Here is a 25996-nt window from a genome sequence, read left to right as displayed (position 1 = left end):
ATAAGAAATGCGCTTCGTTAGTTTCCGCGCGTCGAATCTTTCACCACGCTTTCAAACAAAAGCCGAAAAGCCTGGTCTGAAAGAAAATCGAAATTTATTCAAAGATTGTGTGACCTGGTCCCGGGTTCGGGACATCAGTACAAGTAACCCGCCGCACGGTATGCCCAACCGACGGCACATCATTTGATTGGGCACCCTTGAGAGATAAACGCCATGAACGCCCCGCTCCGTATCAACGAAGCTCTTTTGATTGCCGACCGCGCATTCCGTCCTTTCCAATGCGTGGCCTGGGCCCCACAAGACGGTAACGGCGAACTGAGCCTGACCGTCATTGACCGCACCAATACCCATATCGGTCGTACCCAGATTCCAAGCAGCGCCTACACCGACCCGGCGCAACTTGCCGACCTGTTGAAACAGGCCCGTGCCGAACTGAGCCAGGAAGGCTACAAACTTCAATCCTGGTCGATGCCGGAATAACTTCCCCAAGAAATACCGGTTCTTTTTCAGAACCAAAAAAACGGCGCTTTCCATTTCTGGATAAGCGCCGTTTTTTTATAGGTGAGATCAAGCCGTTCGGCGGTCTTCTTCTTTCAAGCCTTGGAAGTGGCGCAAAACCGCAACACCAGAATGCCCGCAAGTGCAGCCAATGTAGAACCAGCCAATACGCCAACCTTCACTTCATCGATCAACAACTGCGCACCGGGAAACGCCAGGTTGCCGATAAACAAGCTCATCGTGAACCCGATCCCGCACAACAACGCCACGCCATATACTTGCCGCCACGAACTGTGGGTCGGCATTTGCGCCAGCCCGGTCTTGATCGCCACCAGCGCGAAGGTGAAGACGCCGAGCTGTTTGCCCAGCAACAGTCCCGCGGCGACCCCCAACGGCACGGGATCCAGCAGATTGCTCAATGACACACCCGCCAGGGAGACGCCGGCATTGGCAAAACCGAAGATCGGCATGATGAGAAAAGCGACCCACGGCGATAACCGTCGTTCAAGCCTGAGGGATGGGGAATCCTCCGCAGGGGCGTCTTTGTTCAGCGGGATGCAAAAGGCAAGTGCGACCCCCGCCAGCGTTGCGTGTACACCGGATTTTAGAACCAGCACCCACAACACCAAACCCAGCGCCAGATAGGGCAACAGTCTGGTTACCCCGGCCTTGTTCATGATCAGCAACACTGCAATCACCCCAGCGGAAGCCGCAAGCATGGTCACGTCCAGGCCGCTGGTATAGAACATGGCAATGATAGCGACCGCGCCCAGGTCATCCAGAATGGCAAGGGCTGAGAGGAAGACCTTGAGAGACATCGGCACTCGGTTGCCCAGCAACGAGAGCACACCCAGCGCAAATGCAATGTCGGTTGCTGCGGGGATGGCCCAACCCGCCAACGTTTCAGAAGAATGCCTATTGACCCAGGCGTAGATAAGCGCGGGGACAATCATGCCCCCCAGGGCGGCAAAACCCGGCAGTGCCCTCTGGCTCCATTTGGCGAGTTCGCCAATCTGCATCTCACGCTTGATCTCGAGGCCTACCAATAGAAAAAATATCGCCATCAGCGCATCGTTGACCCAGTGTTCAACAGACATACCCAGAAAAGAGGCATGCAGTACGCTGGTATAAGTGGTGAACAGTGGGCTGTTAGCCACGATCAGCGCGGCGAGCGCCGAAAACATGAGCACGATGCCGCCCGAGGACTCCGATTGCATGAAGCGTTCCAGTGGCGTGGCCATGCGCGTATCACCGCCCTGAGTTGAGCTATTCCCCATTGTTTCCTCCCATAATCCGATCAGCGTCGGATTCTACCCAATACTCAAGCCAGCGGGGCAGTTGTCTTACAACTTGATGGAAACAAATTTCAGGCTCGGGAAAAAACGGCGGCTGGCAAGCATGACCACCATAAGAAAGAGCCCGCCCAATCATCCGGGATGGAAGGGAAGTCACCGCGGCAGGATGTACCGCTCGATCGCCAACGCCGCACCGTCCTCGGTGTTGGCTGCGGTGACAACGTCAGCCTGGCGCTTGATCGCCTCTTCGGCCTGCCCCATCGCAATCGAAAGCCCCGCGCGATGGAACATCGCCGGGTCGTTGCCACCATCCCCCATTGCGGCGGTCTGCTCCAGCGGCACGCCGAGGAACTCGGCCAGGGTCGACAGCGCCTCCCCCTTGTTCGCCTTCATCGCGGTCACGTCCAGATAGATCGGTTGCGAACGCGATACCTGGGCCTGGCCTTTGAGCAGTGGGTGCAAGCGCGCCTCCAGCTCCACCAGCAAGTCTGTGTTGGCGCTTGTCGCAACGATCTTGTCGATGCGCTCCAGATAGGGTTCGAAACTGTCCACTTCGACAGGCGGATAACCCAGGCCACGGGTTTCCACCGGCACCATGGGCCCATTGGCGTCGCGCACCAGCCAATCGCCGTCGGCAAACACCCAGACCTCGATGCCGGGCTGATCGGCGTACAAGGCCAGGGTGGCCAGCGCCGCCTCGGGCGGCAGGTAATGCACGGCCAGGAAGGTGCCGTCCGGATGCACCAGCGTACCGCCGTTGAACGCTGCTGTCGGCAGGTCGACGCCCAGCGCCTCGATCTGCTGCAACATTGCCCGTGGCGGCCGTCCGGTGGCGAGGCTGAACAACACGCCGGCCTCGCGCAACGAGCGGACGGCGGCGATGGTGCGCTGGCTGAGGCTGTGATCAGGCAGCAGTAAGGTGCCGTCCATATCACTTAGCAGGAAGCGGATCGGGCGTTTCAGCTGATTACTCATCCGAGGCCATGCCAGACGCGACCGTCGCGAGTCAGCAGATCATCAGCAGCCGCCGGGCCATCCTCTCCGGCCTTGTACGGCTGCACCGTTGCGTCTTCTCGCCACGCGTCGAGGAACGGCTGCACCGCGCGCCAGCCGTTTTCGATGTTGTCGGCGCGCTGGAACAACGTCTGGTCGCCTGTCAGGCAATCGTAGATCAGGGTTTCGTAACCCGTGGACGGCTGCATTTCGAAGAAATCCTTGTAGGCAAAACCCAGCTCGATATTCGCCATGTCGAGGGCCGGCCCAGGCCGCTTGGCCAACAGGTCGAACCACATGCCTTCGTTAGGCTGGATCTGGATTCTCAAGTAGGTAGGTTGCAATTCGTCGACTTCAGTGTCACGGAACTGAGCGTAAGGCGCCGGTTTGAAGCAGATAACGATTTCCGTGTCGCGCACGCTCATGCGCTTGCCGGTGCGCAGGTAGAACGGCACGCCGACCCACCGCCAGTTATCGATCATGACTTTCAGGGCGACGTAGGTTTCGGTGCTGCTGTCGGGCGCGACATTGGTTTCCTCGCGGTAACCCTTCACTGCGTTGCCGCCTACTTCCCCGGCCGTGTATTGGCCACGTACCGAATTGGCGCGCGCCTGTTCCACCGACCAGGGGCGGATCGCCCCCACCACCTTGGCCTTCTCGCCGCGCACCGCGTCGGCACCGAAAGCGGCCGGCGGTTCCATGGCGACCATCGCCAGCAATTGGAACAAGTGGTTGGGCACCATGTCCCGCAGGGCGCCGGTGTGCTCATAAAAACTGCCACGGGTTTCGACGCCAACGGTTTCGGCGGCCGTGATCTGCACGTGGTCGATGTAGTGGTTGTTCCAGAACGCCTCGAACAAGCTGTTGGAGAAACGGCTGACCAGAATGTTCTGCACCGTCTCCTTGCCCAGGTAATGGTCGATCCGATAGATCTGCTTTTCGCCCATGACCTTTAGCAGGCAGGCATTGAGCGCCTCGGCGGTGTGCAGGTCGGAGCCGAACGGCTTCTCGATCACCACGCGCCGGAAGGCGTCATCCTGCTCTTGAAGCAGCCCGGCCGCGCCAAGGCGGCGGACCACTTCACTGAAAAAACGTGGCGCGGTCGCCAGATAGAAAACCGCATTGCCAGTGCCGCTGGCGGCGATTTTCGCCGCCAGCGCTTCGTAGGTGCTGTCATCGAGGAAGTCACCCTGGACGTAACTGATGCCTTGGGCCAGCCTGGCCCACAGCGTCGGATCGAGCGCGCGGTCGGGATCGCCGCCCTTGCTCGCCGCTTCGCTACGAATGAAATCCTCGAGCTTTTTTGCAAAATCCACATCGCTGATGGCGTTGTGGTCAACACCAACGATCTGCAGGCCATCCCCCAACAGCCCGTCACGGCTGAGGTGGTAAAGCGCCGGCATGAGCAAGCGCTTGACCAGGTCTCCATGGGCACCGAACAGGAACAGCGTGGTCGGTGGCGCAGGTTGAGCCTTGGACTTCCTGCCGATCGAGGTCATTTTTTCGTAGTCTCCACATGGCCGCCGAAGCCAAAGCGCATGGCCGAGAGCATCTTGTCGCCATAGGTGGCCTGCTGACGGGAGCGGAAACGGGCAAACAGCGAACTGGACAGTACCGGCACCGGCACCGCTTGCTCGATGGCGGCCTCGATGGTCCAGCGCCCTTCCCCACTGTCGGCCACTTCGCCGGAAAAGCCATCCAGCTTCGGATCGCTGGCCAATGCATCGGCGGTCAGGTCCAACAGCCAGGACGACACCACGCTGCCACGACGCCAGACTTCGGCGATGTCGGCCAGGTTCAAGTCGAAGCGCTGTTCAGGCGGCAGGCTTTCGCTGGATTTTGTCTTGAGGATGTCGAAGCCCTCGGCGAACGCTTGCATCATTCCGTATTCGATGCCGTTGTGGATCATCTTGACGAAGTGCCCAGAGCCGGCCGGGCCCGCATGGATATAGCCTCGTTCGGCGCGATCGTCGTCGGACTTGCGGTCACGGGTGCGTAGAATATCGCCCATGCCTGGCGCGAGGCTTTCAAACAGCGGGTCCAGGCGACGAACGACGTCGGCGTCGCCACCGATCATCATGCAGTAACCGCGCTCGAGCCCCCAGACGCCACCGGAGGTGCCGACATCAATGTAGTTCAAGCCTTTTTCCGACAGCGTCTGGGCGCGGCGGATGTCGTCCTTGTAATACGTGTTACCGCCATCGATGACCACGTCGCCCGGCTCCAGCAGTTCGCTGAGCACGTTGATGGTGTCCTCGGTGGGTGCGCCGGCCGGCAGCATGACCCAGACCGCCCGAGGCTTTTGCAGCCCGGCGACCAGCGCCGGCAGGTCCGCGACCCCCGTCGCGCCTTCCTGGCTCAGGTTTTCGACGAAAGCGGCATTGCGGTCATAAACAACGGTGGTGTGCCCATTGAGCATCAGGCGCCGTGCAATATTGCCGCCCATGCGGCCCAGTCCGATGATCCCGAGTTGCATGTGCTGATGCTCCCTACTACAAATTAAGGTGTGTCAAAGGTTTAGCTCAAGGTGACTTGTGGAGGTTAGTCCAGAGCATTGCCGCATAGTTTCCGGGTAAATCGCCCGATCACAAAGGATAACGTTCAATAACCCGCCGAAGACACGTCGACCATGAAAAATAAAAAAGTTCCATCAACGGGCAAAAGTATTCAGAATTGGTGCCGATAAAGAATTGTCGCCAAGAAACTGACGACATCTCTCTAGTTGATGTAGCCATTTGCGAGGTGAGCAATGGGCCCTGTCGTTACCGCACGTCCTCCTCAGACCCTTTACGTGACCATTCGTCGCGACGAACTACGCCTGCTGAAAGAAGAGCGTGATTTGCTGCTTGATGAAGTGACGCAGTTGCGCTTGCAGTTGCAACACGCACAGCTTCCTTACCAGAGCCAGGCTTTGGCTCGCTGATTCTGGCCCAGGCGGCACGTGGCACCGGGCGAGCCGGTGTCACACTGACAAACACTCCTAATTACCCTTGTGGCGATCGAGCTTGCTCCATCGCCACAAAGCCGTTCCCGCCACACCAGCGGAACCGGACGCCATGATTCGCCTGCAAAAAACTCACGAAGTTTTCACACCACCCTCGCAATACTCCTGCGCTGACAAATAGTTACGACGCATACTGCCGGCGCCAGATCGGGGCCAGTGGACCCCGTCGGCAAAAGCTGGAGCGCTTGATGAGTGTGTTCAAACGCAGCAAAACGACTGCGAAAAGTTTCGATTGGGCCGGGTTCGGCTGGCTTTTTCTGTTCTTCTGGTATTTTTCCGGCATTACCCAATTGCTTATCCTGGCAAGCGATACCTCAGGTTTCACCGGGTTTCGCCAAGCCTTCGTCATGAGTGCGTTCTGGCTGGCGCCGCTGCTGCTGTTTCCGGCTCGCACGCGCCTGCTCGCCGCGGCGATCGGCGTGGTGCTGTGGGCATGCTCGATGGCCAGCCTGGGCTATTTCTTTATTTACCAGCAGGAATTTTCCCAAAGCGTCATCTTCATCATGTTCGAGTCGAACGTGAACGAAGCCGGCGAATACATGACCCAGTATTTCGCTTGGTGGATGGTGCCGGCGTTCCTTGCACACACCCTGGTTGGCTATTTCCTCTGGACACGCCTGCGCCCGGTCTATTTGCCCCGGGGCCAGGCGATGATCGCCGCCGGCCTGATCGTCGTTGCCGTCGTCGGTTACCCATTGGTCAAGCAGACCCTGCGCACTGGCACGCTTGCCGGCGGTCTGGAGAAATTCGAGGATCGCATCGAGCCGGCCGTGCCCTGGCAGATGCTGGTGGCTTATCGTCGCTACGGTGAACAGCTGGAAAACATGCAAGGCATGCTTCAAAGCACCAGCAAGATCGCGCCCCTGCGCAACCTCAAAGACAGCGCGGCCAACCAGCCCGCGACCCTGGTGCTGGTGATCGGCGAATCCACCAATCGCCAGCGCATGAGCCTGTATGGCTATCCGAGGGAAACGACGCCGGAGCTGGACAAGCTCAAGGATCAACTCGCGGTATTTGACAATGTCATCACCCCGCGGCCCTACACCATCGAAGCCTTGCAGCAGGTGCTGACCTTCGCCGACGAGGAAAGTCCCGACCTCTACCTCAGCACACCGTCACTGGTGAGCATGATGAAACAGGCCGGCTACAAGACGTTCTGGATCACCAACCAGCAGACGATGACCAAGCGCAACACCATGCTCACAACCTTCTCCCAACAGGCCGATGAGCAGGTCTACCTGAACAACAACCGCAACCAGAATGCCGCGCAATACGATGGCGACGTGATCGAACCGTTCAACAAAGCCCTGGCGGACACCGCGCCACGCAAGCTGATCGTGGTTCACCTGCTCGGCACACACATGAGTTATCAATACCGCTATCCGCCGACCTTCAATAAATTCACCGATCGCCAGGGCGTGCCCGCCGGCGTACGTGACGACCAGGTGCCGACCTACAACAGCTACGACAACGCGGTGCTGTACAACGACTTCGTCGTCTCCAGCCTGATCAAGGACTACGCCCGCACCGACCCCAACGGTTTCCTGTTGTACCTGTCGGACCATGGCGAGGACGTCTTCGATTCGCCAGGGCATGACACCCTGGGCCGCAACGAAGGCAAGCCGACCGCGCCGATGTACACCATTCCGTTCATGGCCTGGGCCTCGCCCAAATGGCGCGAAACCCATGACTGGAACTTCACCGGCGACCTGTCACGTCCTTACAGCAGCTCACACCTGATCCACACCTGGGCGGACTTGGCGGGCTTGAACTTCGATGAGCTGGACCGGAGCAAAAGCCTGGTCAGCGATTCGTTCACGGCGCGCCCATTGCTGATCGGCAACCCCTATCAAAGCCAGCATAAGGCGCTGATCGATTTCAGCCTCATGAAACCCAAGGGGCCGGCGGGCCAGGTCGTTTTGAAGTAGCCGAAAAGTCCCCGTTGCTACAGGGGTTTGATCCAGAACAACATACGGCCATGGGCCGGGTCGAACATGCCGGCGGCAAAACCGAACTTGGCATAACTGGCCTGGGCCACGGCGTTGCCCTCCAGCACTTCCAGGGTGATCTTGCAGCACCCACGCTGGCGGGCAATATCTTCGACTTTCTGCAACATCTTCTGGCTCAAGCCCAGCCCGCGAAACGCTGGCATCACCGCAACGTCGTGGACGTTCACCAACGGTCGGCAGGCAAACGTCGAGAAACCCTCGAAGCAATTGATCAACCCTGCCGGTTCACCATTGACGAACGCCAGCACACTGAAGGCATGCGCGCGCTTGGCCAGCTCCTGGGGCAAATGCGCAAGCACTTCGGCCGGTAGCGAATGGCCGCCACCCATCGGATCCTCGGCATAGCCGTTGAGCACGTGGCAAATCGCTTCGGCATGGATCGGATTGCTGTAGCTGGCTTGCAATACAAGGATTTCCTTGGCTTCTTCCATGATCTTCCATCTCGTTTTCGGTATGGCCGGCGGCTTGGCCGCGGCGGGATCCGGTCAGGCGAGGTGACCGAAACGTTGCAATTGCATTTCCTGGAGGCGACTGAGAGTACGGCGAAACGGGAATTGCAGATAGCCCTCCGTGTACAACTGGTCCATTGGAACCTGGGCCGACAGATACAACGGCACCTTTCGGTCATAACACTCATCGACCAGGGCGATGAACCGACGGACGCCATCGTCGTGTATCGACAGCTGCGGCAACTCGCGGTCGCCGGCCTCGACCCGCTCCACCCCGTCCTCGGTGCCACGGGCGATACGCCCTTCACGCTGTTCGGCGCTCAGGCACGGGACATCGCTGAGAAGGATGGCGCTGAAACGGTCGCACAGCGCCATGAAGTCGACGGCCGAGAACGGTTGTTCGCAGATATCCGGATAGCGGCTCCAGAGCACCTTGTCACAAGCCTTGAGCGCCACGACCTGGCGATGGCCGACTTCGATCGGCTGACTGACAGGTGCCTGCCCCTTGCTCAACCGGTCGAAGACCTCCGCCAAAGGGTCCGCCTGGGCCGGGTCACGCACCCAGTAGCGCTGCTGCAGCGCCCCCGGGTGCTGGCGGTGGTCTTGCCAGCCGTTGACCGGAACTACTTGCATGTAGCGTTTGATGGACGCGATGGTCGGCAGGAATCGCTCCCGGTTATGGCCGCTGGCATAAAGTTCATCCGGCGGCAGGTTGGAGGTGCTGACCACAACCATGCCCAATTCGAACATGACCTGGAACAGGCGGCCAAGAATGATCGCATCGCCGATGTCCGTGACGAACAGCTCGTCGAAGCACAGCACGCGCACTTCTCGGCTCAACTCCCGCGCAAGCGCCTGCAACGGGTCCGGTGTGCCGGTGAGCTGGAACGAGCGCTGATGCACCCAGGCCATGAAATGGTGGAAGTGTTGCCGACGGGCCGGAACCTTGAGGCTTTCATAGAAGCGGTCCATGAGCCACGTCTTGCCGCGCCCGACCGGCCCCCACAGATAGACGCCCTTGATCGACTTGCGGCCCTCATGCAATGCCTTGTGGCATTGCTCAAGGGCCATGATGGCCAACTCCTGGGCTTCATCCTGGACAAAACCATGGTGTTCGATAGCGTGTTGCCAAGCGCTCAAGGGTGAGTCGAAAGTCATACGGCCCGGGTCCGGAAGGCAAAGGTGGGGAGTATGCCATGCGGGGCGATCCCGTGCGTTTCTCCTCAATTGGGTTTACCCAAACCCCACCCCCTAGACAGAAATATCCAACCGGCTGATCTTCCCCTGCTCATCGAGTCGGAAGGTATAGCGCAACTCGAGCGGGCTGCCAGGGAAGGTCCCGGAGATCAGGTTGTGGACCAGCACCTTTCCAGTACGCTGCTGCACGTTGAGCACTTCCACCCGTGGCTGGTAGCGCCGCGCGGTGTCTTCCATCCATTGAGCGATGGCCCGGGTGCCGACCCGATGGTTGCCTTCATCGAACACATTGGCGTCTTCGGCAAAGAAACGCGTCACCGCCGAGCTGTCACGGGCGTTGGCGGCGGCAATGTAGCCGGCGATGGCCGGCGCCAGGGAAGAGACGGGATTGGACATGTCAGGGCTCCTTGTTTTTTCGTTTCAAGGCCATGCTAAAACAGCGCTGTGTCAGTTTTTGTCAGGAGTGAAACGCCCCGTCTCGTCGAGATTCATCAGCGCAAACCAGGCGCGCAGCCAGTCACTGCGCCTGCCTGGATAACGCTCGCCCTGGACGACGGCCGAGGCAATCCGGTCCGTGCGAAAAGTACGATAGGCGCCACGCAATTCGCACCAGGCCACCACCACCCGAGCCTCATTGAAAAAACCCAGGGCCAGCGGCCAGATCAAGCGCTGGCTCGGGGCCTTGTTCACATCGGCGTAGTCGATATGCAGCTTGGCCTGCGTGCGAATGGCCTGGCGATAGACATTCAGCTCGACAGTGTTTTGCGGATAGCCGTAGCCCGCCGGGCCCGGTAATACGGTGGGGTTGTGCAGCGCATCGCGCAAACCGGGCGCCAGCACCGCCTCGACCTTGGCCAGGGCATCGGCGGCTGCCTTGCCCAGCACCTCGTCGCCGCGCTGGTCGACATAACGCAAACCCAGCACGATGGCCTCGATTTCATCGGCGGTGAACATCAAGGGCGGCAAGAACAGGCCGCTGCGCAGCACATAGCCGATGCCTGCCTCGCCCTGGATCGGTGCGCCGAGGGCCGTGAGTTCGGCGATATCGCGATAAAGCGTGCGCTCGGAGACCTTCAACTCGCCCGCCAATGTCGCAGCCGTGACTGGGCATCGCTTGCCCCGCAAGACTTGCAACAAAGTAAGCAGCCGAGTGGTTCGCGACACGATGATAGGCCCACGAGGAAAGTTGCAGCAGATTAGCAGAGGCTGGTGTCAGAAACTGTCAGTAGGCGACACCGCTTTGACTTGAGCCTCATGGCGAGTGGAATGTTATTGTCCTGTCCCACCCGCCCCAACGCGAGAGCCCCTTTCATGCGCACAATCCGCGGCTTGTCCTTCATTTTGATAGTGCTCAGCCTGAGCGCCTGCGCCCTCTTCCAGCAACGGGATCCGCTGAACATCAACGTGGTCGGTATCGAGCCGTTACCCAGCCAGGGCATGGAACTGCGCTTTGCGGTGAAACTGCGCTTACAGAACCCCAACGAAACCACTATCGAGTACAACGGCGTCGCGCTGGACCTGGAAGTCAACGGCCACACCCTGGCGACGGGGGTCAGTGACCAGAGCGGCTCGATCCCACGTTTCTCCGAAGGCGTATTAAGCGTGCCGGTGAGCATCTCGGCCTTTTCGGTGCTGCGCCAGACGCTGGGCCTGAGCCAGACCCAGCGCCTGGACAACCTGCCCTATGTACTCAAGGGCAAGCTCGCCGGCGGTGTATTCGGCACGATGCGCTTCGTCGACCGCGGGACCCTTGACTTGCCAGGCGCCTCGGCCACCTGGTGACTCATGCAGTGAAGCGCACGCCCGGCTTGGCCCGCTCGTCCACCACCAGTTCGAACACGTCGGGCCGGGCGTAGTGGCCGACCACATCATAGTCATAGCGCGCACGCACCAATTCGTCGGTGTCGATTTCAGCGGTCAGCAACCCGGCGGTACCCTTCAACGGGCCAGCCAGCACGTCTCCCATGGGGCCAACGATCACGCTGCCGCCGGCGATCAATGGCCGTTGTGCCGGCCAGTTAGCCACTTCGACTCCCAGCGCCTCGGGGGATGCCTGGACCTGGCAGGCACTGACCACGAAGCAACGACCTTCGTGAGCGATATGCCGCATGCTCACTTGCCACATCTCCCGCTCATCCACCGTTGGGGCACACCAGACGTCGACGCCTTTGGCATACATCGCCGTGCGCAGCAGCGGCATCATGTTTTCCCAGCACACCGCCGCGCCCACGCGACCCACCTGGCTGTCGATCACCGGCAGAGTCGACCCGTCGCCCTTGCCCCAGATCAACCGTTCTGTGCCGGTGGGCATCAGCTTACGGTGCTTGGCCACCAAGCCGGCGTCGGGCTCGAAGTACAGGGCCGTGCAATACAAGGTATTGCCGGCCCGCTCGATAACACCCAGCACCAGGCTTGCCCCGGTGCGCGCCGACAGGCCGGCCAATGCCTCCGTCTCGACGCCAGGTACGTCGATGGCGTTGGCGAAGTAGCGAGCGAACGCCTCGCGTCCTTCCGGTAGCCGATAGCCCAATTGCGTTCCAAAACCCTCGCCCTTGGGATAACCACCCAGCAGCGCCTCCGGCATTACGACCAAACGAGCGCCCGCGTCGCGAATTGCCTCTTCATAGGAAAGGATCTGCGTCAGTGTTTCGGCTTTGCCACCCGGTAGCGAGCCGATTTGCAGGGCAGCGACGATGGATTTGGGCATGGTCTTGAACTCCGTGGTTTCAGGTGTTGCTGATTTTCACGCCACGGCCGATCATCAATAAAGCCCGAAATGCTGCTAAAAGATATGAGCCAAATGAATATCGTCGACGTCGATCTTAACCTGCTGAAAACCTTCGAAGCCTTGCACGACGAATCCAGCGCAAGCCGCGCCGCGTTGCGCCTAGGGGTTACCCAGTCCGCCATCAGTGCGGCGCTGCGCAGGCTTCGCGGCATTTATGACGACCAACTGTTCGTGCGCACGGGTCGGGGCCTGGCCCCTACCTTGCGCGCCAACCAGTTGAAACCCGTCATCAGTGAAGCCTTGGACAAGTGCCGCCAGAGCCTGGCAATGGTCGATCCTGGCGCCAGCCACTACGAAGGTCGATCCGTCATCCTCGGCTTGTCCGACGATTTCGAGATCGCCTATGGAAGCCGCCTGATAGAGGAAGTGGCACGACGGGCGCCGGGCCTGCGCTTGATCTTTCGCCAGACCCATAGCCAGATCGTCGGCAGGGCCTTGATGGAGCGCAGTCTGGACCTGGCGATTACGGCGGGGGGATTTACCGAACGGCTGCTGAGTCGCAGGGTCCTCGGCGAAGGTGGCTACGCTTGCCTCATGGATCCGGCCAGTCTGGCAGCGGGCCAGCAGGACCTTACCCTCGAAGCCTTCGTGGCGCGGGAGCATCTGTTGGTGTCGTCCGGCGGCTTCATCGGCATCACCGATGAGGGGCTGGCCGCGCTGGGCCTGCGACGAAGAGTATGTGCCTCGACCACGCATTTTGCGGCGCTGCCGTTCCTGCTCAAGGACAGCCAGGCCGTGGCGACCATCCCAGACCATGCCGCCCGCGCCATCGCCCAGCTCAGCGGCCTGGCATTGGTGCCCTGCCCGCTGGCCTTGCCGCGCTATCCCATCGAGCTGGGGTCGCGGACCCACGGGCAGAAGGACCTGGCGGTGGACAAGGTGCGCGAGGCTATCATCGCGACCTTTGCGTAAGTTTTTATTTATTGGCGGCCATCAGTCGATTGACCTCGCTGCGCACCATGTTGGCGTATTCCGGAGGCGACATGCCGTCCAGTTCTGCGCGTACCCATTCGGCCCACTTGCCCTTGCGCTTGGAACGCTCGCCGAACAACCGGGCGGCGTCGCCCTTGGCCTTGCCCAGGTTGTTCTGCCAAAGCTCGAAGAGCCGGGATTTTTCGTCTTCCAGCGCGGCGCGCTCGGCCAGGGGCCTGTCAGCCAGATTGAAACTCATGGGGAATTTCCTGTTGCGTAAATAGGCGGCATCTTACACCTTGCGGGGAAACGGCTTAACACCGAATTGGCCCTGCGCTGTACGGACGCACCCCTGGCGCTGCAACTTTTACCGAAGCGTGGCACTCCACTGTTCACTGCCATCCATCCTCAAGGAGCACCTCAATGGCCCGTAAAAGCGCCGCGCAACCGAACGGAGAGCAAATCAAGGATCAAGCCTTCAGCGAACTGAAGGCATTGATCGAAGAGTCGGAAAAGTTACTCAAGAGCAGTGCGTCGTTGGTCGGCGAGGATGCTGAAAACCTGCGCGGCCAGATCGCCCTGAAACTGCAACAGGCTTTGGATGCGGTTGCCAGCGCCCGGGAGCGCACGCGGCCGATGGTCGATGCAACGCAAGTCTATATTGGCGGGCACCCTTGGCAGACTGTGGCTATTTCTGCGGGGTTTGGCCTCGTGGTGGGGTTATTGCTCGGGCGACGTTGAGCACCGACCCAAGGCAAGGGAGACCGCTCCCTTGCCATGAAAAAACCACTGGCCTTCGGTCTACGCTCCCGCCAGTTCCCGCAACTGAGCGTACGCCTGTTCATCCAGCGTGATGCCCTGTTCTGTGGACTTGCCGCGCTCCCGGTGCCGACGATCACCGGGCAAACGGCGCAGCCCCACTCCGTGCATCTGCCTGACGAGTTCCTGGCTGCGCTCGGCAAATCCTTGCCCAGCGGCCTTGCTGGGGTCGATCACGATCAACAATTGCCCAGTCCAAGGCGTTTTGGCGCCGGGGTGATTGCGCCAGTCGAACTCGAAGGAAAAATTGCCCCCGGTTAACGCCGCCGCCAGCAATTCGACCATCATCGACAACGCCGACCCCTTGTGCCCACCAAATGGCAAGAGCGCCCCGCCTTCGAGAATTGCCTTCGGGTCGCGGGTCGGCTGGCCCAGGCTATCCACCCCCATTCCCGGCGGCAGCAGCTCGCCTTTGCGCGCGGCAATCTGCACATCGCCGTGGGCGATGGCGCTGGTGGCAAGGTCGAAGACGATCGGCTCGCCACCGGCGCGTGGCGCGGCGAAAGCGATGGGGTTGGTGCCGAACAAGGGGCGGTCCGCGCCATGAGGCACTACGCAGGTCATGCTGTTGACAACGCTCAGTGCCACCAACCCTTCATAGGCAAACGGCTCGACGTCCGGCCAAAGCGCCGCGAAATGATGAGAGTTGCGGATCGCCAGCACCGCGATACCGGCGCTGCGGGCCTTTTCCACCAGCAAGGGCCGCGCGGCCGCCAGAGCGGGCTGGGCAAAGCCATTGCCGGCGTCCACCCGTACGAAACCTGAGGCGACATCCTCGACCACCGGCACGGCTCGGCCGTCGACCCAACCGCTTTTAAGCGTGGAGACATAACCCGGCATGCGGAACACTCCATGGCTATGGGCCCCGTCGCGCTCGGCTGCGGCGCAGTTTTCGGCGAGGGTGCGGGCGACCTCTGCCGATGTGCCGTGGCGCAGGAAGATCTGCTCCAACAGCCCAACCAAGGCGTCAAGGGATAACGTGCAAGGACCGGTGTGATCGGGAAGCGCGGACATCTGAAGCTCCTGAGTGATTTTAGGAGGTAGCAACAGCGTTGAAACGACAAGACTGGGCTGATTAACACTGCCCCATGAGCGCGCTGTCAACCTTTGCGCAAGCAACCCTTTGGGCCGGGGCGTTCGCCAGCGAGCCTGGCAGACACGCCCATCGTCCATGCGGTAACTATGTACCACCTGTGCCCTTTCAGCGTGGCCTAGTCTGGCCGCTTCATCCACCGGGACGCCGCATTGGCCTGCCCTGACGAGAAGCGACGATGAGCACAGCAGCACTGCCGTTATTATTTCCCCAGCTGTTGGCCGCCAAGGGCTTGGATGAGCTGGAGGCACACCATGGCCTGACGCAGGCCGACCTCGACTGGCTGCAAAACGTTTCGCTGCCCACCCATGCGCAACGCGCCGCACAGACGCCTCCGATGATCGCCGAGACCATCCAGTTCAGCGCCGAAGGCAAGCCGGCCATTGCGTTGGCTGGCTGCTTTTGCCTGCGAACCACGCCCAGACGCGGCGATACCGCCGTCGATCCAGCATTCCTGTACACGCCATGGGACGGCGTTCGCAAGTTCGACAGTCCCGCAGCGCTCCGGGCCTGGATTGACCAGACATTGCTGGACAACCGCGATCGCAACAATCTGTTTCGGCTCCTGTCGATTGCCCAGCGCAGCGAACTGAAGGGCACGACGGATATCGAACAATCCTGGCAGGCCATCGACGGGGACGTTTTCGAGACTCAAATCAACACCATCGAACATGCCCAGCACCACAACGTGCTGTCCATGGTGGAGGAATTGGTCAAGTTGCCCCCGCTCGCGACGCTGCTGGACCAGATACTGGGCGACGCGCTACCCGGCCTCGATCCCAGGCAGGTACGCATTGCGCTGTCCAGGATCGACTACACCCAGGCGCCCGAGGCGATTCATGTCACCCAAAGCATTCCCCTGAGCGAGGCGGTGCTGGTCTATTTCCACCATCAAGGCTGGCCAGCCGGGCATCTTGCCGACCTGACCCACCCTGACACGCCTGCGTCGTCCTATTCCGGACAGGAGTGGGAAGCGATCATCAAGGGTGCGGCGATAAGGCTGATCCCGAAGCTGATCGATCGTGTCAACGCGTTCTGGGACACCAGCGGCCCCTTCCACACGTCTCGGCGCCAATTCCTGGCCCAATTCATTCAGGACGCCCTGTGGGCGGCCATTCTGATCAAACGAGAAAAAAACCAGCTGACGGAGGCCCAGGGCCGCGAGTTGCTTCGGCTGTTCAGGCCGTCGCGCCGGGACGAGGCAGTGCTATTCATCGAGACGGTGCGCCTCTGGGAATATGCACCTAACTTCGTGGAGCTCGCTGGATCGCTGATGGTCAGCGGGCAAGGTCATTACCTCTACACGCCCACCGACGGCCTTCAAGTCGTTGGCAATTACCTTGGATTCAAAGAAGCGCTGGTCAGCACGCCCGAGCAAAAGGAGGCGATCTACAGCCTGCTGGACCTGGACGAGCGCAACCGGCTCCTGGGTTTCGAGCATCCGCAAATTTGCGGCGAACCGATAGACATGCCTATCGCTGATTCACTGGCTGGCGCGATCATCGACAAACAGACGCACAACCTGCGGTATGCGCTGCAAATGTCCCGCCAGGGCCGGGTGAATGTCCATGCACTGGTCGACAAGGCCCTCGACATACGAGCCTTCATCAGCAACAAGCTACTCAATCAAAAGACCGCCGGACATTGGGGGACCCAGCCCGCTTTCCATGGAAAATTGCGACTTTCCAACTTCCTGGCCGATCAGATGGAAAGAAAGGCCAAGAGCTACATTGATGTGGAAGGCGCCTTCGCTAGCGAATTTTCCAGGCTGCCATCGTTTCTCCGGTCTTCGCTTCAAAACGGACTCAGGCAATTGCTTGCACAGTTGACCAATGTGTTTTCAGTGGGTATTCGCGCAGAGGCTGATCTACGCTCGATCGACGCCACGCTGCCGACAATCGCCCATGAACTGATCACGACGGTGTTCGCCTTCGACCCCGACTACCCGGATCGCCGGCGGCGCATCGGCGTCAGGGGATTCCGGCCAGACGTTTATTCATTGAAACTGACGTGCGCATCGTCCGGCGTCGCCATCTCGCTGCCACTGGCCAACTGTTTTCTATTGACCGAGCGTGGTGGCCTCGATACGCCGTACTCGGGCATGGCGATCGTCTGGACACCTGCCGACGGGCTACAGGCATTCCCCTCGGTCGACCTGGCCACTCGACAATTGAATCGGCAATTGCTCGATTCCCGCAGGCGATTTGGCTTGCTGTCCAACCTTCCCCCGGCCCAGCGCCAGCCCCACCGACGCTATCAACTGGACACCTACGAACTGATCGAAGACAACGTTCTGATGAATCGAATGACCTCGTTCATCCACCTTTTCGAGACTGAGTACGCCTACCTGAGTGCCCTGAAAAGCGGGGATTGGCAACTGACCCGCTCGGCACTGGCAAACGGTCTTGAAGCCCTGCTGGAAAAAGGAGCGCCCACCAACCTGAAACGCGCCACGGCCATCGCCCAGGCCAGCAAATACCGGCAAAAACTGCCCGCCTGGCTCGGCGCTGCCCCCCTCGAGGATCAACGTTTGCACGTCGAGATCCTGGAGCAATACAAAAGCAGCGTAGCCGATGGCAAGGATTACCTGGACGGCATCGAACCCCTGCGTACCTACGTGCATAATCGTCTGCAAGCACTGCTGGACGCACGTTTCCCCGAGGACAGACTCAACCCCGAAACCATCCAGATCACGCCAAACCTGGCGGTGGTCGGCCCTGCCAGTTCATTGACCGACTTTGCCTTGCACCCCATCGATGTCACCAGCAAGGGCTTCAAGGTTTCCTCGACCTCCACGCAATCATTGCCAGACAGCCTGAACGAACTGGCGGTGCGGCAGATGTTGTCGTCGCTCGATATCCAGAGCACTTACAAACATCAGGTGAAACAAGCGCTTTGCGGCGCAATTTCCGATGTCCAGCCCAGGAAGCGACGCTTTCGCCAGCAGCTGCCATGGCAATTGTTGCAATACGCTCACTCACGTCTTCTGCAACAGCACATTTCCCCGAAGGCGTTCGACTTGATCCTCCAGGTCCTGGACATGCCGGACGCCATCGCCCGTCGAGCGGTCAGGGGTGCCGGTGCGTTCATACGTCCACTGGAGCTGATCAAGACCGGCGGCGCCGCCGCGGTAAGGGCGCTCGGGCTCTATGTGATCAGCTCGAGCGCCGATCCGGCGGACCCTCATGTTTTATATGCTCCCTACCACGAGGGGCATTCCCTGGCCGAGTTCAAGGATGAACCAAGCATCGTCGCCGCCCTCAATGCCCCCGGCGCGCTTCAGGACCTGCTGGTCCGCCGGCTGCCCGAAGACCAGCGAGCCACCTTCCGGAATCTGTTTACCGCCACCCTCGGGCAACTGTCGGAGATTACCCTCGCTTCGAATCCGATCGACACCGATGTATTCGAAACCCTGTACAACGACAACGCGACGTTGCTACTGGATATGCTGGGGACGAAGAACCAGGACCATCGCCCATTCGACTGGGCAACGGTGCTGCACCTGTTCAGTTCTGGGATCGGATTGGTGGGTAGGCAGCTACCGGCCAGGTTGACGTTCCTGGAAACGCTTTGGGAGAGCTATCAGGACTTCAAGGGTTCGGCCGAAGCCCTGCAGCAGCACGACTGGAAAACCGGCCTGCATGATTTCATCGCCGGCGCCGCGGAAATGGTGTCGCTGGGTTTGCTCAATCGCGACGATACATTCGGTCTCCTCGATCCCGCCGAACCGGCCTCGCCAAGCGGCTCCTCGACGCCCGGGTGGCAGGAAATCGCCTGCACCGCGCCACTGCGCACCGACTTACAGGCCTTCGAAGCCATAGGCATCAGCCTCTGGGCGCTCCAGCAGAACCGGGCCGACGGCACCTATGAATCAAACGACGGCGGCAAGTTCTACGTGCCCCTGGCCGGCAAGGTCTATCAAGTGGCAAGGGCCGGCCGGGGCTGGCGCATTATCCACGGTGATGACCAAGGACCGTTGCTAAGGTATAGCGCCGACGAAACGACATGGGCAATCGACCCACAGCGACAGACCATTCGTTTCGGCAAGGCGGGGTCGAAAATGGCGGTGACCTATAGCGATTTCAAGGCAAAGGGATCCTTGAACATCGAAGCGCGCGGGATGGCTGAGATACGCAAGAAGTCTCCTTATCGCGCCAACGTCATCGTACAGGCAGTGGAAACCGCCAGATTCTATTCGCTGAACGCCTTGCTCAATCTAGAGCAGTTCAAAAAGCAGCCTTTGCCAGGTTCTCGGCTAGATAGCTTCCTGATGTCGTTCTTTGGGGTCCGACAGGTCGACAGCGCCCTGATCGGCAAAGTGGAGACCGCCATTTCCCCGATATGCAGGGCGTTGGCCGACCCCACCTGGGAACAGCAGAACGCCAGCCGTATCGTCATTGGCAATTTGAAATACCTGGAAGACCGGGCAACCGCATTTGTGCTCGAACCTGCGGCCCGCGGGCGAATCTACCTGACGCAGTTTTTCTTCGAACCGGGGCTGGACTGGTACAAGACCGTGGTGCCGGCGTTCTTCAACGTCGACGCGCATGCCCAAGGCGCGACGCTTATCCACGAGATATCCCATCAGCTCATCGACACGATCGACATCATCTACCTGGACGCTGCGCTGCCGTTTCCCGACTTGATTTCAACCTCGACCCACCTGGGGCAAACACGCTATGACACGCAGAAGGAGCTGCAACTCAATGGGCTCTCCCTGGGCACGGCAAAATCCAAGCTGTTCAGACAGTGGGACAGTACCGACAACAGCTACAAGGGGCTGGAGTTGTTGCCAATGTATAAAGACATTGCCAAGACCATTTTGAAAGTCACCGACACACGGAGCATGGACGAAGCACGAAACGCGTTCTTGAACCCGGTTTTGCCGGACAAGCGCATCGACGTCATACTCCGTAACGCCGATTCGGTCACGCTGCTGATTTGTGAATTGGGGCGCCAGCTCGATCCGAGTCCATCGCGTTCCACTTGAGTGCGTTGAGCCGTGGGCATGCCAAGGCCGTTGATCTTTTTTTCACGGCATGTGTGCGACAGTACGACCCGGACCTGGACGCTCCTACGTCTGACCAACGGAAAACTCCATGCATGCCGTGCAAATGCCATCATCCCTGTTCTCGGCAATGGGCCCCGAGGGTTAGAATGCGGCAAACCAGGAAGAGCCCATGACCGAACGTACACTCCCGGAAGCCGAATACGATGCCATCACCGATGCGGCCGCGCATTGGTGCATGCGTCTGCATGCGGACGACTGCACGGATGCCGAACGGCTGGCGTTCAAGCAATGGCACGACGCCGATCCGCTGCACGCCTTTGAATACGCAGCCATGCTGGAAATCTGGGGCGTTGCCGAGCATCTGCCGCGCGTCGAGCCAATGGCCATCCCTGCGACCCAGCGCCCGCGGTCTCGCGCAGGCTCCATGGCGATCGCGGCGACGGTGCTTGCCCTCGGCCTGCCCCTGGCTGCTTTTACCGGTTGGAACATGGGGTGGTTGCCCAACGCCTACCAGCGATTCGAGGCAGGTTCGAGCGTGCGTCACATCACTCTGGAGGACGGCAGTCAGGTAGAGCTCAACCTCGCAAGCGAGCTGGTGTTTGCCAACTACAAGGACGAACGCCGGGTCACGATGAAAAAAGGCGAAGCGTTTTTCGATGTCCGCCACGATAGCCGCCACCCCTTCGTCGTTCGAGCAGGCCAGGGCCAGGTGCGCGTGACCGGGACCCGTTTCAACGTGTGGATGTACCAGGATCAAGTGCGGGTTACGCTGGTGGAAGGTTCCGTGTGGGTAACCAGCCATCGGGCATCCAAAGCGGGCGGCCAGCAACTGTCACCTGGGATGCAGGCGAGCTACAGGGCTGGCGATTTCCAGCCGAAGGTTCGTGACGTCGCCCTCGATGACAGCTCGCTGGCATGGCGAAGTGGCAAGCTGGTGCTGGATAACCTGGCCCTGTCCGACGCGCTGCCGCTGATCAACCGCTACCTCGACCGTCCCGTGATGCTGGCGGACAACGCAACGGGCACTCTGCGCATCGGTGGAAACTACAACCTGAACGAAGTGAAGAACCTGGTGCCTTCGCTGCCCAAGGTCTTGCCGGTGTACCTGACACAGAACAGCGACGGCAACCTGGTATTGAACGCCATCGCTCGTCCTACCCGAAACTGACATAGGCCGCCTCCCTTGGGGACGCGGCCTGATTGCTCCCACGGCTATTGCGTCGCCACCCTGCCCGCCTGCGCGCCCTCATGGATGGTCTGCGCCTGGTAATGCGGGTCGGCCTTGATCTGCTGTTCAGAGAAAGGCAGCACACTTAATTGCCCCTTCGAGAATGCCTGGGTCTGGTCCGCCGAATAGGGCGATGAAGGATCGCTGGACAGTGAGAACGCCAAGAGTCCCTGTGCGTTGGGTCCGTTGCCGTCAAACGTCACCACTTGCAGATAACTGGTGCCGCTGACCACTTCCCGCTGGCCGTTCGCGCCCGGCATGCTCTGGATGGCGTTATAGATGCCCAGCTCGCCCGGTCCACCGTGAATGGGTATCCGGCGGTCGCCGCTGCGGGTCACCTGCACGTCCCGCCATTGGCTATCCGCTTGCAGTCCCGCAGCGTCCACCGCTTGGACCGATGCGACCATGGCCTGGCTCAGCGCATCAGCCACTGGCGATGCTTCGATCGCCAGGCCGCGCGGGGTATGTTGCGGATCGTTCGGGTCGAACGCGACCCGCCAGATGCCCGGCGCCGCCTGCAATGCCTGCATGATGTGCTGGAAATGGACGAACCCCACGCCGCTGTCCAGGCTGGCGGTACGGTCCCAGGCCTTGAGCTGACTGCATGCCTGCGTCAGGGCCGGTGCATCGGCCCCCAGCTTCTCGGCACAGAAAGCCAGCAGGTCCGGCATGACCTGATCGGCCAGGTATACCCGGTCGTCCATGACCATGCCCTGCAAATCGCTCACCGTTACCGGCCCCGCCTTTTCCAGTTGTCCCAGTCGGTCCAGGGCAAAACGCGCCCGCAGGCCCAGTGGCAGGTCCTGCTGGCTGATCACCGGGGAATAACCGGCCAACGGCTGCGACGGATTGACCATCCACGCCGAATCGTTGGAGTTCTGCACATAATCGCGGCGCAACAGTTGCGGGAGCTTGTCCGCCGCATAGGTACCCTTCTGCACCGCCTTGGGGTCCACATCCCAGGCGCATTCGCCGCGTGAACCGTCCAGCACGATCAGCCGCAGCCCGGCCTTGGGGTCGCTGCATCGGGCAAGCTTGCCGGCATCGACGTTGGGCACCACCGAGACGTTCATATAGAGGCTTTGTCCCTGGTCATCAACGGCCAGGGTATTGACCCAGGGAATCCCCTGAATGCCATGAACGGCCTCTTGCAGATCCTTGAGCGTGACGGCTCGATTCATCGCGTACCACTGCGCCAGCACCCGGTCGTTTTCCAGGTTGGCGTCCCGCAGGCTATAGGCGAACCGGTTATCCCAATCCAGTTTCCCGGGCCATTGCACGATCGGTCCGAACTGCGAACCGTAGACCACACGGGAGACCGGCTTGACCTGCCCATCGGCCTGCTTGATGTCCACCGTGACCGTTTGCTGGCTCATGGCAACGGACTTGCCATCCACCAGGTAGCGAGTCGGGTCCTTGGGGTCCAGTTGTAGCCGATACAGGGTGAAATGCTTGGACGTATCGACGGTATGGGTCCAGGCCAAGTGCCGGCTGAAGCCGATATTGATCATCGGTAGGCCCGGCAACGCCGCGCCCATCACGTCCAGCTTTCCGGGGATGGTCAAATGCATCTGGTAAAAACGCATGCCTCCCACCCACGGGAAATGCGGATTAGCCAGCAGCATGCCGCGCCCATTGAACGAGCGTTCGCTGCCGATAGCCAGGGCGTTACTGCCGCGCTCCAGGGCGAAGCGCTGTTGCCGTTGCGCCGCGATGGCGAAACCGGACGCCGAGCCCCCCGCGTCTGCCGTAGCCTTGGGCGGCTGCGCCCCGGCCAACGCCTCGGTGAACTGGCCGACGCCACCCTCCACCAACAGGCGCCGGGTGAGCTTGACAATATCCAGCGCGGTGATTGGCCGCACCCACTCGCTTGCGCATTGTTCCGGCAGGCCTTTGACCTTGCGCTCAGCCAGCGCGCGGTTGTAGCCGGCGGCATAACCTTCCACCAACTGCTGGACCTGGGGCGTCTGCGCCTGCCAGAAACCGGAAACCGCCCGGGGCGTGTTGAGCCACGCAAAAAACACGTCGCTTGCACGATTCTCGCGCTGCTCGACGGTGACCTGTTCCGGACCAAAATAGCGCGAGCGTTGGCCGTTGACGGTCACGATCTCATTGGCCAACAGGCATAGGTTGTCCTGGGCGTACGCATAGCCGATGCCGTATCCCAACCCCCGCTCATCCTGGGCGCGAATATGCGGCACGCCAAAACTGGTGCGACGAATTTCGGCAGTGGCCTGCCCGGCCTCGCCTCGTGCGCTGACAACGGTACTCAAGCCCAGGGACATCCCCAGCAAGACACCGGCAAGGCAAAACCTCGATAACTGCCCGGACATTCCCACACTCACTCCTGATCGATAGCGTACAAAAACCAGGACGGCCGCCGATACGCCCTTGTACGTCCGCCCCGGCCTGGAAGTTCACATGCGCCGCGCTTCAACGCGGATGTGCCTACCTTGAGAACGAACCGGATGAAAAAAAATTAATCGGCTGGCAAGCCGCTTCTACCGGGGTTTGACGGTATCCAGGCATTTTTTTCACACCCACGTCCTCATGATTGGCCGCTCTCGTTCGTCCTATACAGGAGAGCGTTGATGATCTTTTCTGTCAGGCTGGTAAGGAGTCTTTACATGCATAACGCGCAAATGCCCATGGAGGGCAAGCCAGGATCGGCCCGTGTCACGATGACAGCCACAAACCGTACGTTCCCTGGGCCAGCGGAACGAGGCGGCAACGAGCAGATCAAGCGTCTGCTCAAGAGCTATGGGCTCAGGACGAGCCTGATTCGCTTGAAGGTCATCGACGCCTTGCTCAAGGCCGCCGATGAAAACCGCCGGCTGGGTGTACGCGGCGTCCATAGCCAATTGTTGGGGCTGGACATTCCCTTGTCCTTTCTGAGCGTGCGTGAGGTGCTAAAGCGCCTGTGCGGCGAAGGCGTGGTCACGCTCAATTCGGATAAAAGCTACAGCTTGCACCACCAGGCCGTGGCCCTGCTCAACACCGAAGAATGAGCGGCGCTCAAGGCTTGACCTTGCGTCGCATCACGCCGTTGATCACCACGACGATGACCGCCACGGCAATGGCGATGTATTGAAACAGCTGCTCGCTGATCATGCCCTTGCCTTGCATCCAGGACAGTCCGAGCATGATCGCCAGTACGACGAGAACCACCAGAATCGAGTATTTCAAACGTTGCGAATGAGTCATTTGCCAGTTTCCTGAAGTTTTCCGTTCTGCCCCCTAGCCTTGCGTTTCTTCCACCATAGGCAAGGTGGCTAGGCAGCCAGGATCGCATGGTACAACCGCCTGGGCATATTCGCGCAACGAAAGAGACCTTTCCCACACCTACCCGTCTACTTTCCTTGGCTCATTATGGGAAAAGTCGTCTTTCGATCCTGGATCTCGCCAACGTACGCTCGGAAAAGAAGAAATTTCCTTCTTTCCGAGAACCGACGTTGGGAATCCATGCCAAATCAGCCCACCCTTCTTTCACCCTTTCGCCTGACAGGTTTCTGCCTGGCCATCGCTCTTTTCGAGTTCCTCACTTACATGGCCAGCGACTTGATCATGCCCGCCATGCTCACCGTGACCCAGGACCTCGATGCATCCCCCGATCAGATTCCCCACGCGTTCAATCTGTACCTGCTGGGCGGCGTCCTGCTGCCGTGGCTGATCGGCCCGTTGTCGGATCGTCATGGGCGGCGCCCCTTCATGCTCGTGGGGTGTGCCGGGTTCGTGCTGGCTTGCGTGGCGATCACCCAGGTCACCGGCATGCAGGGTTTCAATGGGCTTCGTCTGGTCCAGGGGATGGGGCTGGGCTTCGTGATTGCAGTCAGCTACCCCGCCATACAGGAAATATTCTGCGAATCCGCCGCCGTGAAGGTCATGGCCATGCTGGGCAATCTCGCCCTTCTTTCACCGCTTTTAGGCCCTTTGGCGGGCGGGCTGCTGCTGCAATGGCTGTCGTGGCGCGAGCTGTTCATGTTGCTGGCCGGTCTCGGGCTGGTCAGCTGGTTGGCTTTGTGGGGGTTCATGCCGCGAACGCCCCCTGGCACACATGCCGGCGCTGAAACACCGGTCGTCGAAGCATTCGACCTGCGTTCGCTCGTAAGGCGATACGCAGCGCTGCTGGGCCACGGTCGCTTCATGTCGGCCAGTGTCGCGCTGGGGTTGATGAGCCTGCCGCTGATTGCCTGGATCGGCCTGTCGCCCCTGCTGTTGATCCAAGGACAAGGCCTGTCCCCCTTGGCGTATGGGGTTTGGCAGATTCCGGTTTTCGCGGCGGTCATCCTCGGCAATCTCGTCCTCAACGCCCTGGTGGAACGGGCTGGGGTGCATCGGGTGGTCCGCTACAGCTTGTGGCCGTTGTGTACAGGCCTGACCGCGCTGGTGGCCGGCAGTCAGTTCGCCCTGTCCGTTCCCGTCCTGGTCAGTGGGCTGTCGCTGTATGCCATCGGGCTCGGCATGGGCAATGCCGCGCTGTATCGACTGGCCCTGTTCGCCACCGACGATAGCAAGGGCTTGGTTTCGGCCATGGTCGGGATGATCTCCATCGCCGTGATGAGCGCGACAGGGTCGCTGTTGGCGCTGCTGGGTGCCGGGGCGAACCTTGAGTCCTTCGCGCTGATGGTCGGCATCGCCGGGCTCAGCTGTCCTGTCGTGCTGCGCCTGTTCACCTCGCGCCCCGCTGCTCTTCCTTGATT

The 25996-nt window shown here is 60.5% G+C and carries 23 protein-coding genes; 10 read left to right on the top strand and 13 right to left on the bottom strand.

What is annotated here, in order from left to right:
* Window positions 1-213: 213 nt before the first annotated feature.
* Window positions 214-480, top strand: a complete 267-nt coding sequence (locus J3P92_RS12240) for a hypothetical protein (protein WP_030142711.1) — start codon at window positions 214-216, stop codon at window positions 478-480.
* 113 nt (window positions 481-593) lie between these two features.
* Here J3P92_RS12240 and nhaA read toward each other — a convergent pair whose 3' ends face one another.
* From nhaA to gnd, 4 genes are all read right to left on the bottom strand, one after another.
* Window positions 594-1739: a Na+/H+ antiporter NhaA gene (nhaA, locus tag J3P92_RS12235; RefSeq protein ID WP_434650942.1), complete on the bottom strand. Its 1146-nt coding sequence runs from the start codon at window positions 1737-1739 to the stop codon at window positions 594-596.
* A gap of 207 nt (window positions 1740-1946) precedes the next feature.
* The gene (locus J3P92_RS12230; RefSeq protein ID WP_420766833.1) at window positions 1947-2768 is read right to left on the bottom strand and encodes an HAD family hydrolase; all 822 of its coding nucleotides are present in this window, start codon (window positions 2766-2768) and stop codon (window positions 1947-1949) included.
* A complete protein-coding gene (zwf, locus tag J3P92_RS12225) occupies window positions 2765-4285 on the bottom strand; it encodes a glucose-6-phosphate dehydrogenase (protein WP_434563900.1) in 1521 nt (506 codons plus the stop codon). The genes J3P92_RS12230 and zwf overlap by 4 nt, the downstream gene beginning before the upstream one ends.
* Window positions 4282-5262: a phosphogluconate dehydrogenase (NAD(+)-dependent, decarboxylating) gene (gene gnd, locus J3P92_RS12220; RefSeq protein WP_434563898.1), complete on the bottom strand. Its 981-nt coding sequence runs from the start codon at window positions 5260-5262 to the stop codon at window positions 4282-4284. The genes zwf and gnd overlap by 4 nt, the downstream gene beginning before the upstream one ends.
* Before the next feature lie 273 nt (window positions 5263-5535).
* Here gnd and J3P92_RS12215 point away from each other — a divergent pair, with 273 nt between their 5' ends.
* Window positions 5536-5709 carry a DUF6026 family protein gene (locus J3P92_RS12215; RefSeq protein ID WP_196304772.1) on the top strand — a complete coding sequence of 58 codons (174 nt, stop codon included), beginning with the start codon at window positions 5536-5538 and terminating at the stop codon, window positions 5707-5709.
* Window positions 5710-5978: 269 nt separating this feature from the next.
* Window positions 5979-7718: a phosphoethanolamine transferase CptA gene (locus J3P92_RS12210; RefSeq protein ID WP_434650940.1), complete on the top strand. Its 1740-nt coding sequence runs from the start codon at window positions 5979-5981 to the stop codon at window positions 7716-7718.
* Window positions 7719-7735: 17 nt separating this feature from the next.
* On the opposite strand, the gene J3P92_RS12205 is transcribed toward J3P92_RS12210, so the two are convergent.
* The 4 genes from J3P92_RS12205 to J3P92_RS12190 all read right to left on the bottom strand — a co-directional run bounded on the left by J3P92_RS12205 (window position 7736) and on the right by J3P92_RS12190 (window position 10609).
* Window positions 7736-8230 carry a GNAT family N-acetyltransferase gene (locus J3P92_RS12205; protein ID WP_420766829.1) on the bottom strand — a complete coding sequence of 165 codons (495 nt, stop codon included), beginning with the start codon at window positions 8228-8230 and terminating at the stop codon, window positions 7736-7738.
* A 54-nt stretch (window positions 8231-8284) separates the two neighbouring features.
* On the bottom strand, window positions 8285-9406 hold the full coding sequence (gene zapE, locus J3P92_RS12200) for a cell division protein ZapE (RefSeq protein WP_434650939.1): 1122 nt from the start codon (window positions 9404-9406) through the stop codon (window positions 8285-8287).
* A 93-nt stretch (window positions 9407-9499) separates the two neighbouring features.
* Window positions 9500-9841 (bottom strand): nuclear transport factor 2 family protein, encoded by a 342-nt coding sequence (locus tag J3P92_RS12195; protein WP_434611252.1) that lies wholly within the window; start codon window positions 9839-9841, stop codon window positions 9500-9502.
* A 51-nt stretch (window positions 9842-9892) separates the two neighbouring features.
* On the bottom strand, window positions 9893-10609 hold the full coding sequence (locus J3P92_RS12190) for a helix-turn-helix transcriptional regulator (protein WP_434563892.1): 717 nt from the start codon (window positions 10607-10609) through the stop codon (window positions 9893-9895).
* A gap of 147 nt (window positions 10610-10756) precedes the next feature.
* Between J3P92_RS12190 and J3P92_RS12185 the strand changes: the two genes are divergently transcribed.
* A complete protein-coding gene (locus J3P92_RS12185) occupies window positions 10757-11227 on the top strand; it encodes an LEA type 2 family protein (protein ID WP_434563890.1) in 471 nt (156 codons plus the stop codon).
* A gap of 1 nt (window position 11228) precedes the next feature.
* Here the strand turns inward: J3P92_RS12185 and J3P92_RS12180 are convergent, their stop codons facing one another.
* Window positions 11229-12152 carry a carbon-nitrogen hydrolase family protein gene (locus J3P92_RS12180; RefSeq protein ID WP_420766824.1) on the bottom strand — a complete coding sequence of 308 codons (924 nt, stop codon included), beginning with the start codon at window positions 12150-12152 and terminating at the stop codon, window positions 11229-11231.
* Window positions 12153-12236: 84 nt separating this feature from the next.
* Here J3P92_RS12180 and J3P92_RS12175 point away from each other — a divergent pair, with 84 nt between their 5' ends.
* Window positions 12237-13145, top strand: coding sequence for a LysR substrate-binding domain-containing protein (locus J3P92_RS12175; RefSeq protein WP_434650937.1), 909 nt, complete (start codon window positions 12237-12239; stop codon window positions 13143-13145).
* Between the two features lie 4 nt (window positions 13146-13149).
* Here J3P92_RS12175 and J3P92_RS12170 read toward each other — a convergent pair whose 3' ends face one another.
* Window positions 13150-13404 carry a hypothetical protein gene (locus J3P92_RS12170; protein WP_039591001.1) on the bottom strand — a complete coding sequence of 85 codons (255 nt, stop codon included), beginning with the start codon at window positions 13402-13404 and terminating at the stop codon, window positions 13150-13152.
* 164 nt (window positions 13405-13568) lie between these two features.
* Between J3P92_RS12170 and J3P92_RS12165 the strand changes: the two genes are divergently transcribed.
* Window positions 13569-13886: a DUF883 family protein gene (locus J3P92_RS12165; RefSeq protein WP_420766822.1), complete on the top strand. Its 318-nt coding sequence runs from the start codon at window positions 13569-13571 to the stop codon at window positions 13884-13886.
* A 60-nt stretch (window positions 13887-13946) separates the two neighbouring features.
* Here the strand turns inward: J3P92_RS12165 and J3P92_RS12160 are convergent, their stop codons facing one another.
* Entirely contained in the window at window positions 13947-14978 is a 1032-nt protein-coding gene (locus J3P92_RS12160) for an Ldh family oxidoreductase (protein WP_420766821.1), read from the bottom strand.
* A gap of 776 nt (window positions 14979-15754) precedes the next feature.
* On the opposite strand from J3P92_RS12160, the gene J3P92_RS12155 reads away from it, so the two are divergent.
* Both J3P92_RS12155 and J3P92_RS12150 read left to right on the top strand, forming a co-directional pair.
* Complete coding sequence (locus J3P92_RS12155; protein WP_434651120.1) at window positions 15755-20047, top strand: dermonecrotic toxin domain-containing protein; 4293 nt, start codon at window positions 15755-15757, stop codon at window positions 20045-20047.
* A gap of 190 nt (window positions 20048-20237) precedes the next feature.
* Window positions 20238-21236, top strand: coding sequence for a FecR family protein (locus tag J3P92_RS12150; RefSeq protein WP_434650934.1), 999 nt, complete (start codon window positions 20238-20240; stop codon window positions 21234-21236).
* A 44-nt stretch (window positions 21237-21280) separates the two neighbouring features.
* Here J3P92_RS12150 and pvdQ read toward each other — a convergent pair whose 3' ends face one another.
* Window positions 21281-23629, bottom strand: coding sequence for a bifunctional acylase PvdQ (gene pvdQ, locus J3P92_RS12145; RefSeq protein ID WP_434650932.1), 2349 nt, complete (start codon window positions 23627-23629; stop codon window positions 21281-21283).
* Between the two features lie 294 nt (window positions 23630-23923).
* On the opposite strand from pvdQ, the gene J3P92_RS12140 reads away from it, so the two are divergent.
* Complete coding sequence (locus tag J3P92_RS12140) at window positions 23924-24304, top strand: fe2+ zn2+ uptake regulation protein (RefSeq protein ID WP_434563878.1); 381 nt, start codon at window positions 23924-23926, stop codon at window positions 24302-24304.
* A 7-nt stretch (window positions 24305-24311) separates the two neighbouring features.
* Here the strand turns inward: J3P92_RS12140 and J3P92_RS12135 are convergent, their stop codons facing one another.
* Window positions 24312-24500, bottom strand: a complete 189-nt coding sequence (locus J3P92_RS12135; RefSeq protein ID WP_186631798.1) for a hypothetical protein — start codon at window positions 24498-24500, stop codon at window positions 24312-24314.
* 258 nt (window positions 24501-24758) lie between these two features.
* On the opposite strand from J3P92_RS12135, the gene J3P92_RS12130 reads away from it, so the two are divergent.
* Complete coding sequence (locus J3P92_RS12130) at window positions 24759-25994, top strand: MFS transporter (protein ID WP_434650930.1); 1236 nt, start codon at window positions 24759-24761, stop codon at window positions 25992-25994.
* Window positions 25995-25996: the final 2 nt, after the last annotated feature.

Source organism: Pseudomonas sp. D3-27 (assembly GCF_051132165.1).
GTDB lineage: Bacteria > Pseudomonadota > Gammaproteobacteria > Pseudomonadales > Pseudomonadaceae > Aquipseudomonas.
This window is presented reverse-complemented; position numbering and strand designations above follow the sequence as displayed.

What these genes read in the sequence shown, in the direction of transcription:
- J3P92_RS12170 (WP_039591001.1), bottom strand. Translation starts at nt 13,404, where the DNA reads ATGAGTTTCAATCTGGCTGACAGGCCCCTGGCCGAGCGCGCCGCGCTG.
- J3P92_RS12130 (WP_434650930.1), top strand. Translation starts at nt 24,759, where the DNA reads ATGCCAAATCAGCCCACCCTTCTTTCACCCTTTCGCCTGACAGGTTTC.
- J3P92_RS12195 (WP_434611252.1), bottom strand. Translation starts at nt 9,841, where the DNA reads ATGTCCAATCCCGTCTCTTCCCTGGCGCCGGCCATCGCCGGCTACATT.
- J3P92_RS12165 (WP_420766822.1), top strand. Translation starts at nt 13,569, where the DNA reads ATGGCCCGTAAAAGCGCCGCGCAACCGAACGGAGAGCAAATCAAGGAT.
- gnd (WP_434563898.1), bottom strand. Translation starts at nt 5,262, where the DNA reads ATGCAACTCGGGATCATCGGACTGGGCCGCATGGGCGGCAATATTGCA.
- J3P92_RS12140 (WP_434563878.1), top strand. Translation starts at nt 23,924, where the DNA reads ATGCATAACGCGCAAATGCCCATGGAGGGCAAGCCAGGATCGGCCCGT.
- nhaA (WP_434650942.1), bottom strand. Translation starts at nt 1,739, where the DNA reads ATGGCCACGCCACTGGAACGCTTCATGCAATCGGAGTCCTCGGGCGGC.
- J3P92_RS12215 (WP_196304772.1), top strand. Translation starts at nt 5,536, where the DNA reads ATGGGCCCTGTCGTTACCGCACGTCCTCCTCAGACCCTTTACGTGACC.
- J3P92_RS12240 (WP_030142711.1), top strand. Translation starts at nt 214, where the DNA reads ATGAACGCCCCGCTCCGTATCAACGAAGCTCTTTTGATTGCCGACCGC.
- zwf (WP_434563900.1), bottom strand. Translation starts at nt 4,285, where the DNA reads ATGACCTCGATCGGCAGGAAGTCCAAGGCTCAACCTGCGCCACCGACC.
- J3P92_RS12155 (WP_434651120.1), top strand. Translation starts at nt 15,755, where the DNA reads ATGGTGGAGGAATTGGTCAAGTTGCCCCCGCTCGCGACGCTGCTGGAC.
- J3P92_RS12185 (WP_434563890.1), top strand. Translation starts at nt 10,757, where the DNA reads ATGCGCACAATCCGCGGCTTGTCCTTCATTTTGATAGTGCTCAGCCTG.
- J3P92_RS12230 (WP_420766833.1), bottom strand. Translation starts at nt 2,768, where the DNA reads ATGAGTAATCAGCTGAAACGCCCGATCCGCTTCCTGCTAAGTGATATG.
- J3P92_RS12160 (WP_420766821.1), bottom strand. Translation starts at nt 14,978, where the DNA reads ATGTCCGCGCTTCCCGATCACACCGGTCCTTGCACGTTATCCCTTGAC.
- J3P92_RS12150 (WP_434650934.1), top strand. Translation starts at nt 20,238, where the DNA reads ATGACCGAACGTACACTCCCGGAAGCCGAATACGATGCCATCACCGAT.
- J3P92_RS12205 (WP_420766829.1), bottom strand. Translation starts at nt 8,230, where the DNA reads ATGGAAGAAGCCAAGGAAATCCTTGTATTGCAAGCCAGCTACAGCAAT.
- J3P92_RS12210 (WP_434650940.1), top strand. Translation starts at nt 5,979, where the DNA reads ATGAGTGTGTTCAAACGCAGCAAAACGACTGCGAAAAGTTTCGATTGG.
- pvdQ (WP_434650932.1), bottom strand. Translation starts at nt 23,629, where the DNA reads ATGTCCGGGCAGTTATCGAGGTTTTGCCTTGCCGGTGTCTTGCTGGGG.
- zapE (WP_434650939.1), bottom strand. Translation starts at nt 9,406, where the DNA reads ATGACTTTCGACTCACCCTTGAGCGCTTGGCAACACGCTATCGAACAC.
- J3P92_RS12135 (WP_186631798.1), bottom strand. Translation starts at nt 24,500, where the DNA reads ATGACTCATTCGCAACGTTTGAAATACTCGATTCTGGTGGTTCTCGTC.
- J3P92_RS12180 (WP_420766824.1), bottom strand. Translation starts at nt 12,152, where the DNA reads ATGCCCAAATCCATCGTCGCTGCCCTGCAAATCGGCTCGCTACCGGGT.
- J3P92_RS12175 (WP_434650937.1), top strand. Translation starts at nt 12,237, where the DNA reads ATGAGCCAAATGAATATCGTCGACGTCGATCTTAACCTGCTGAAAACC.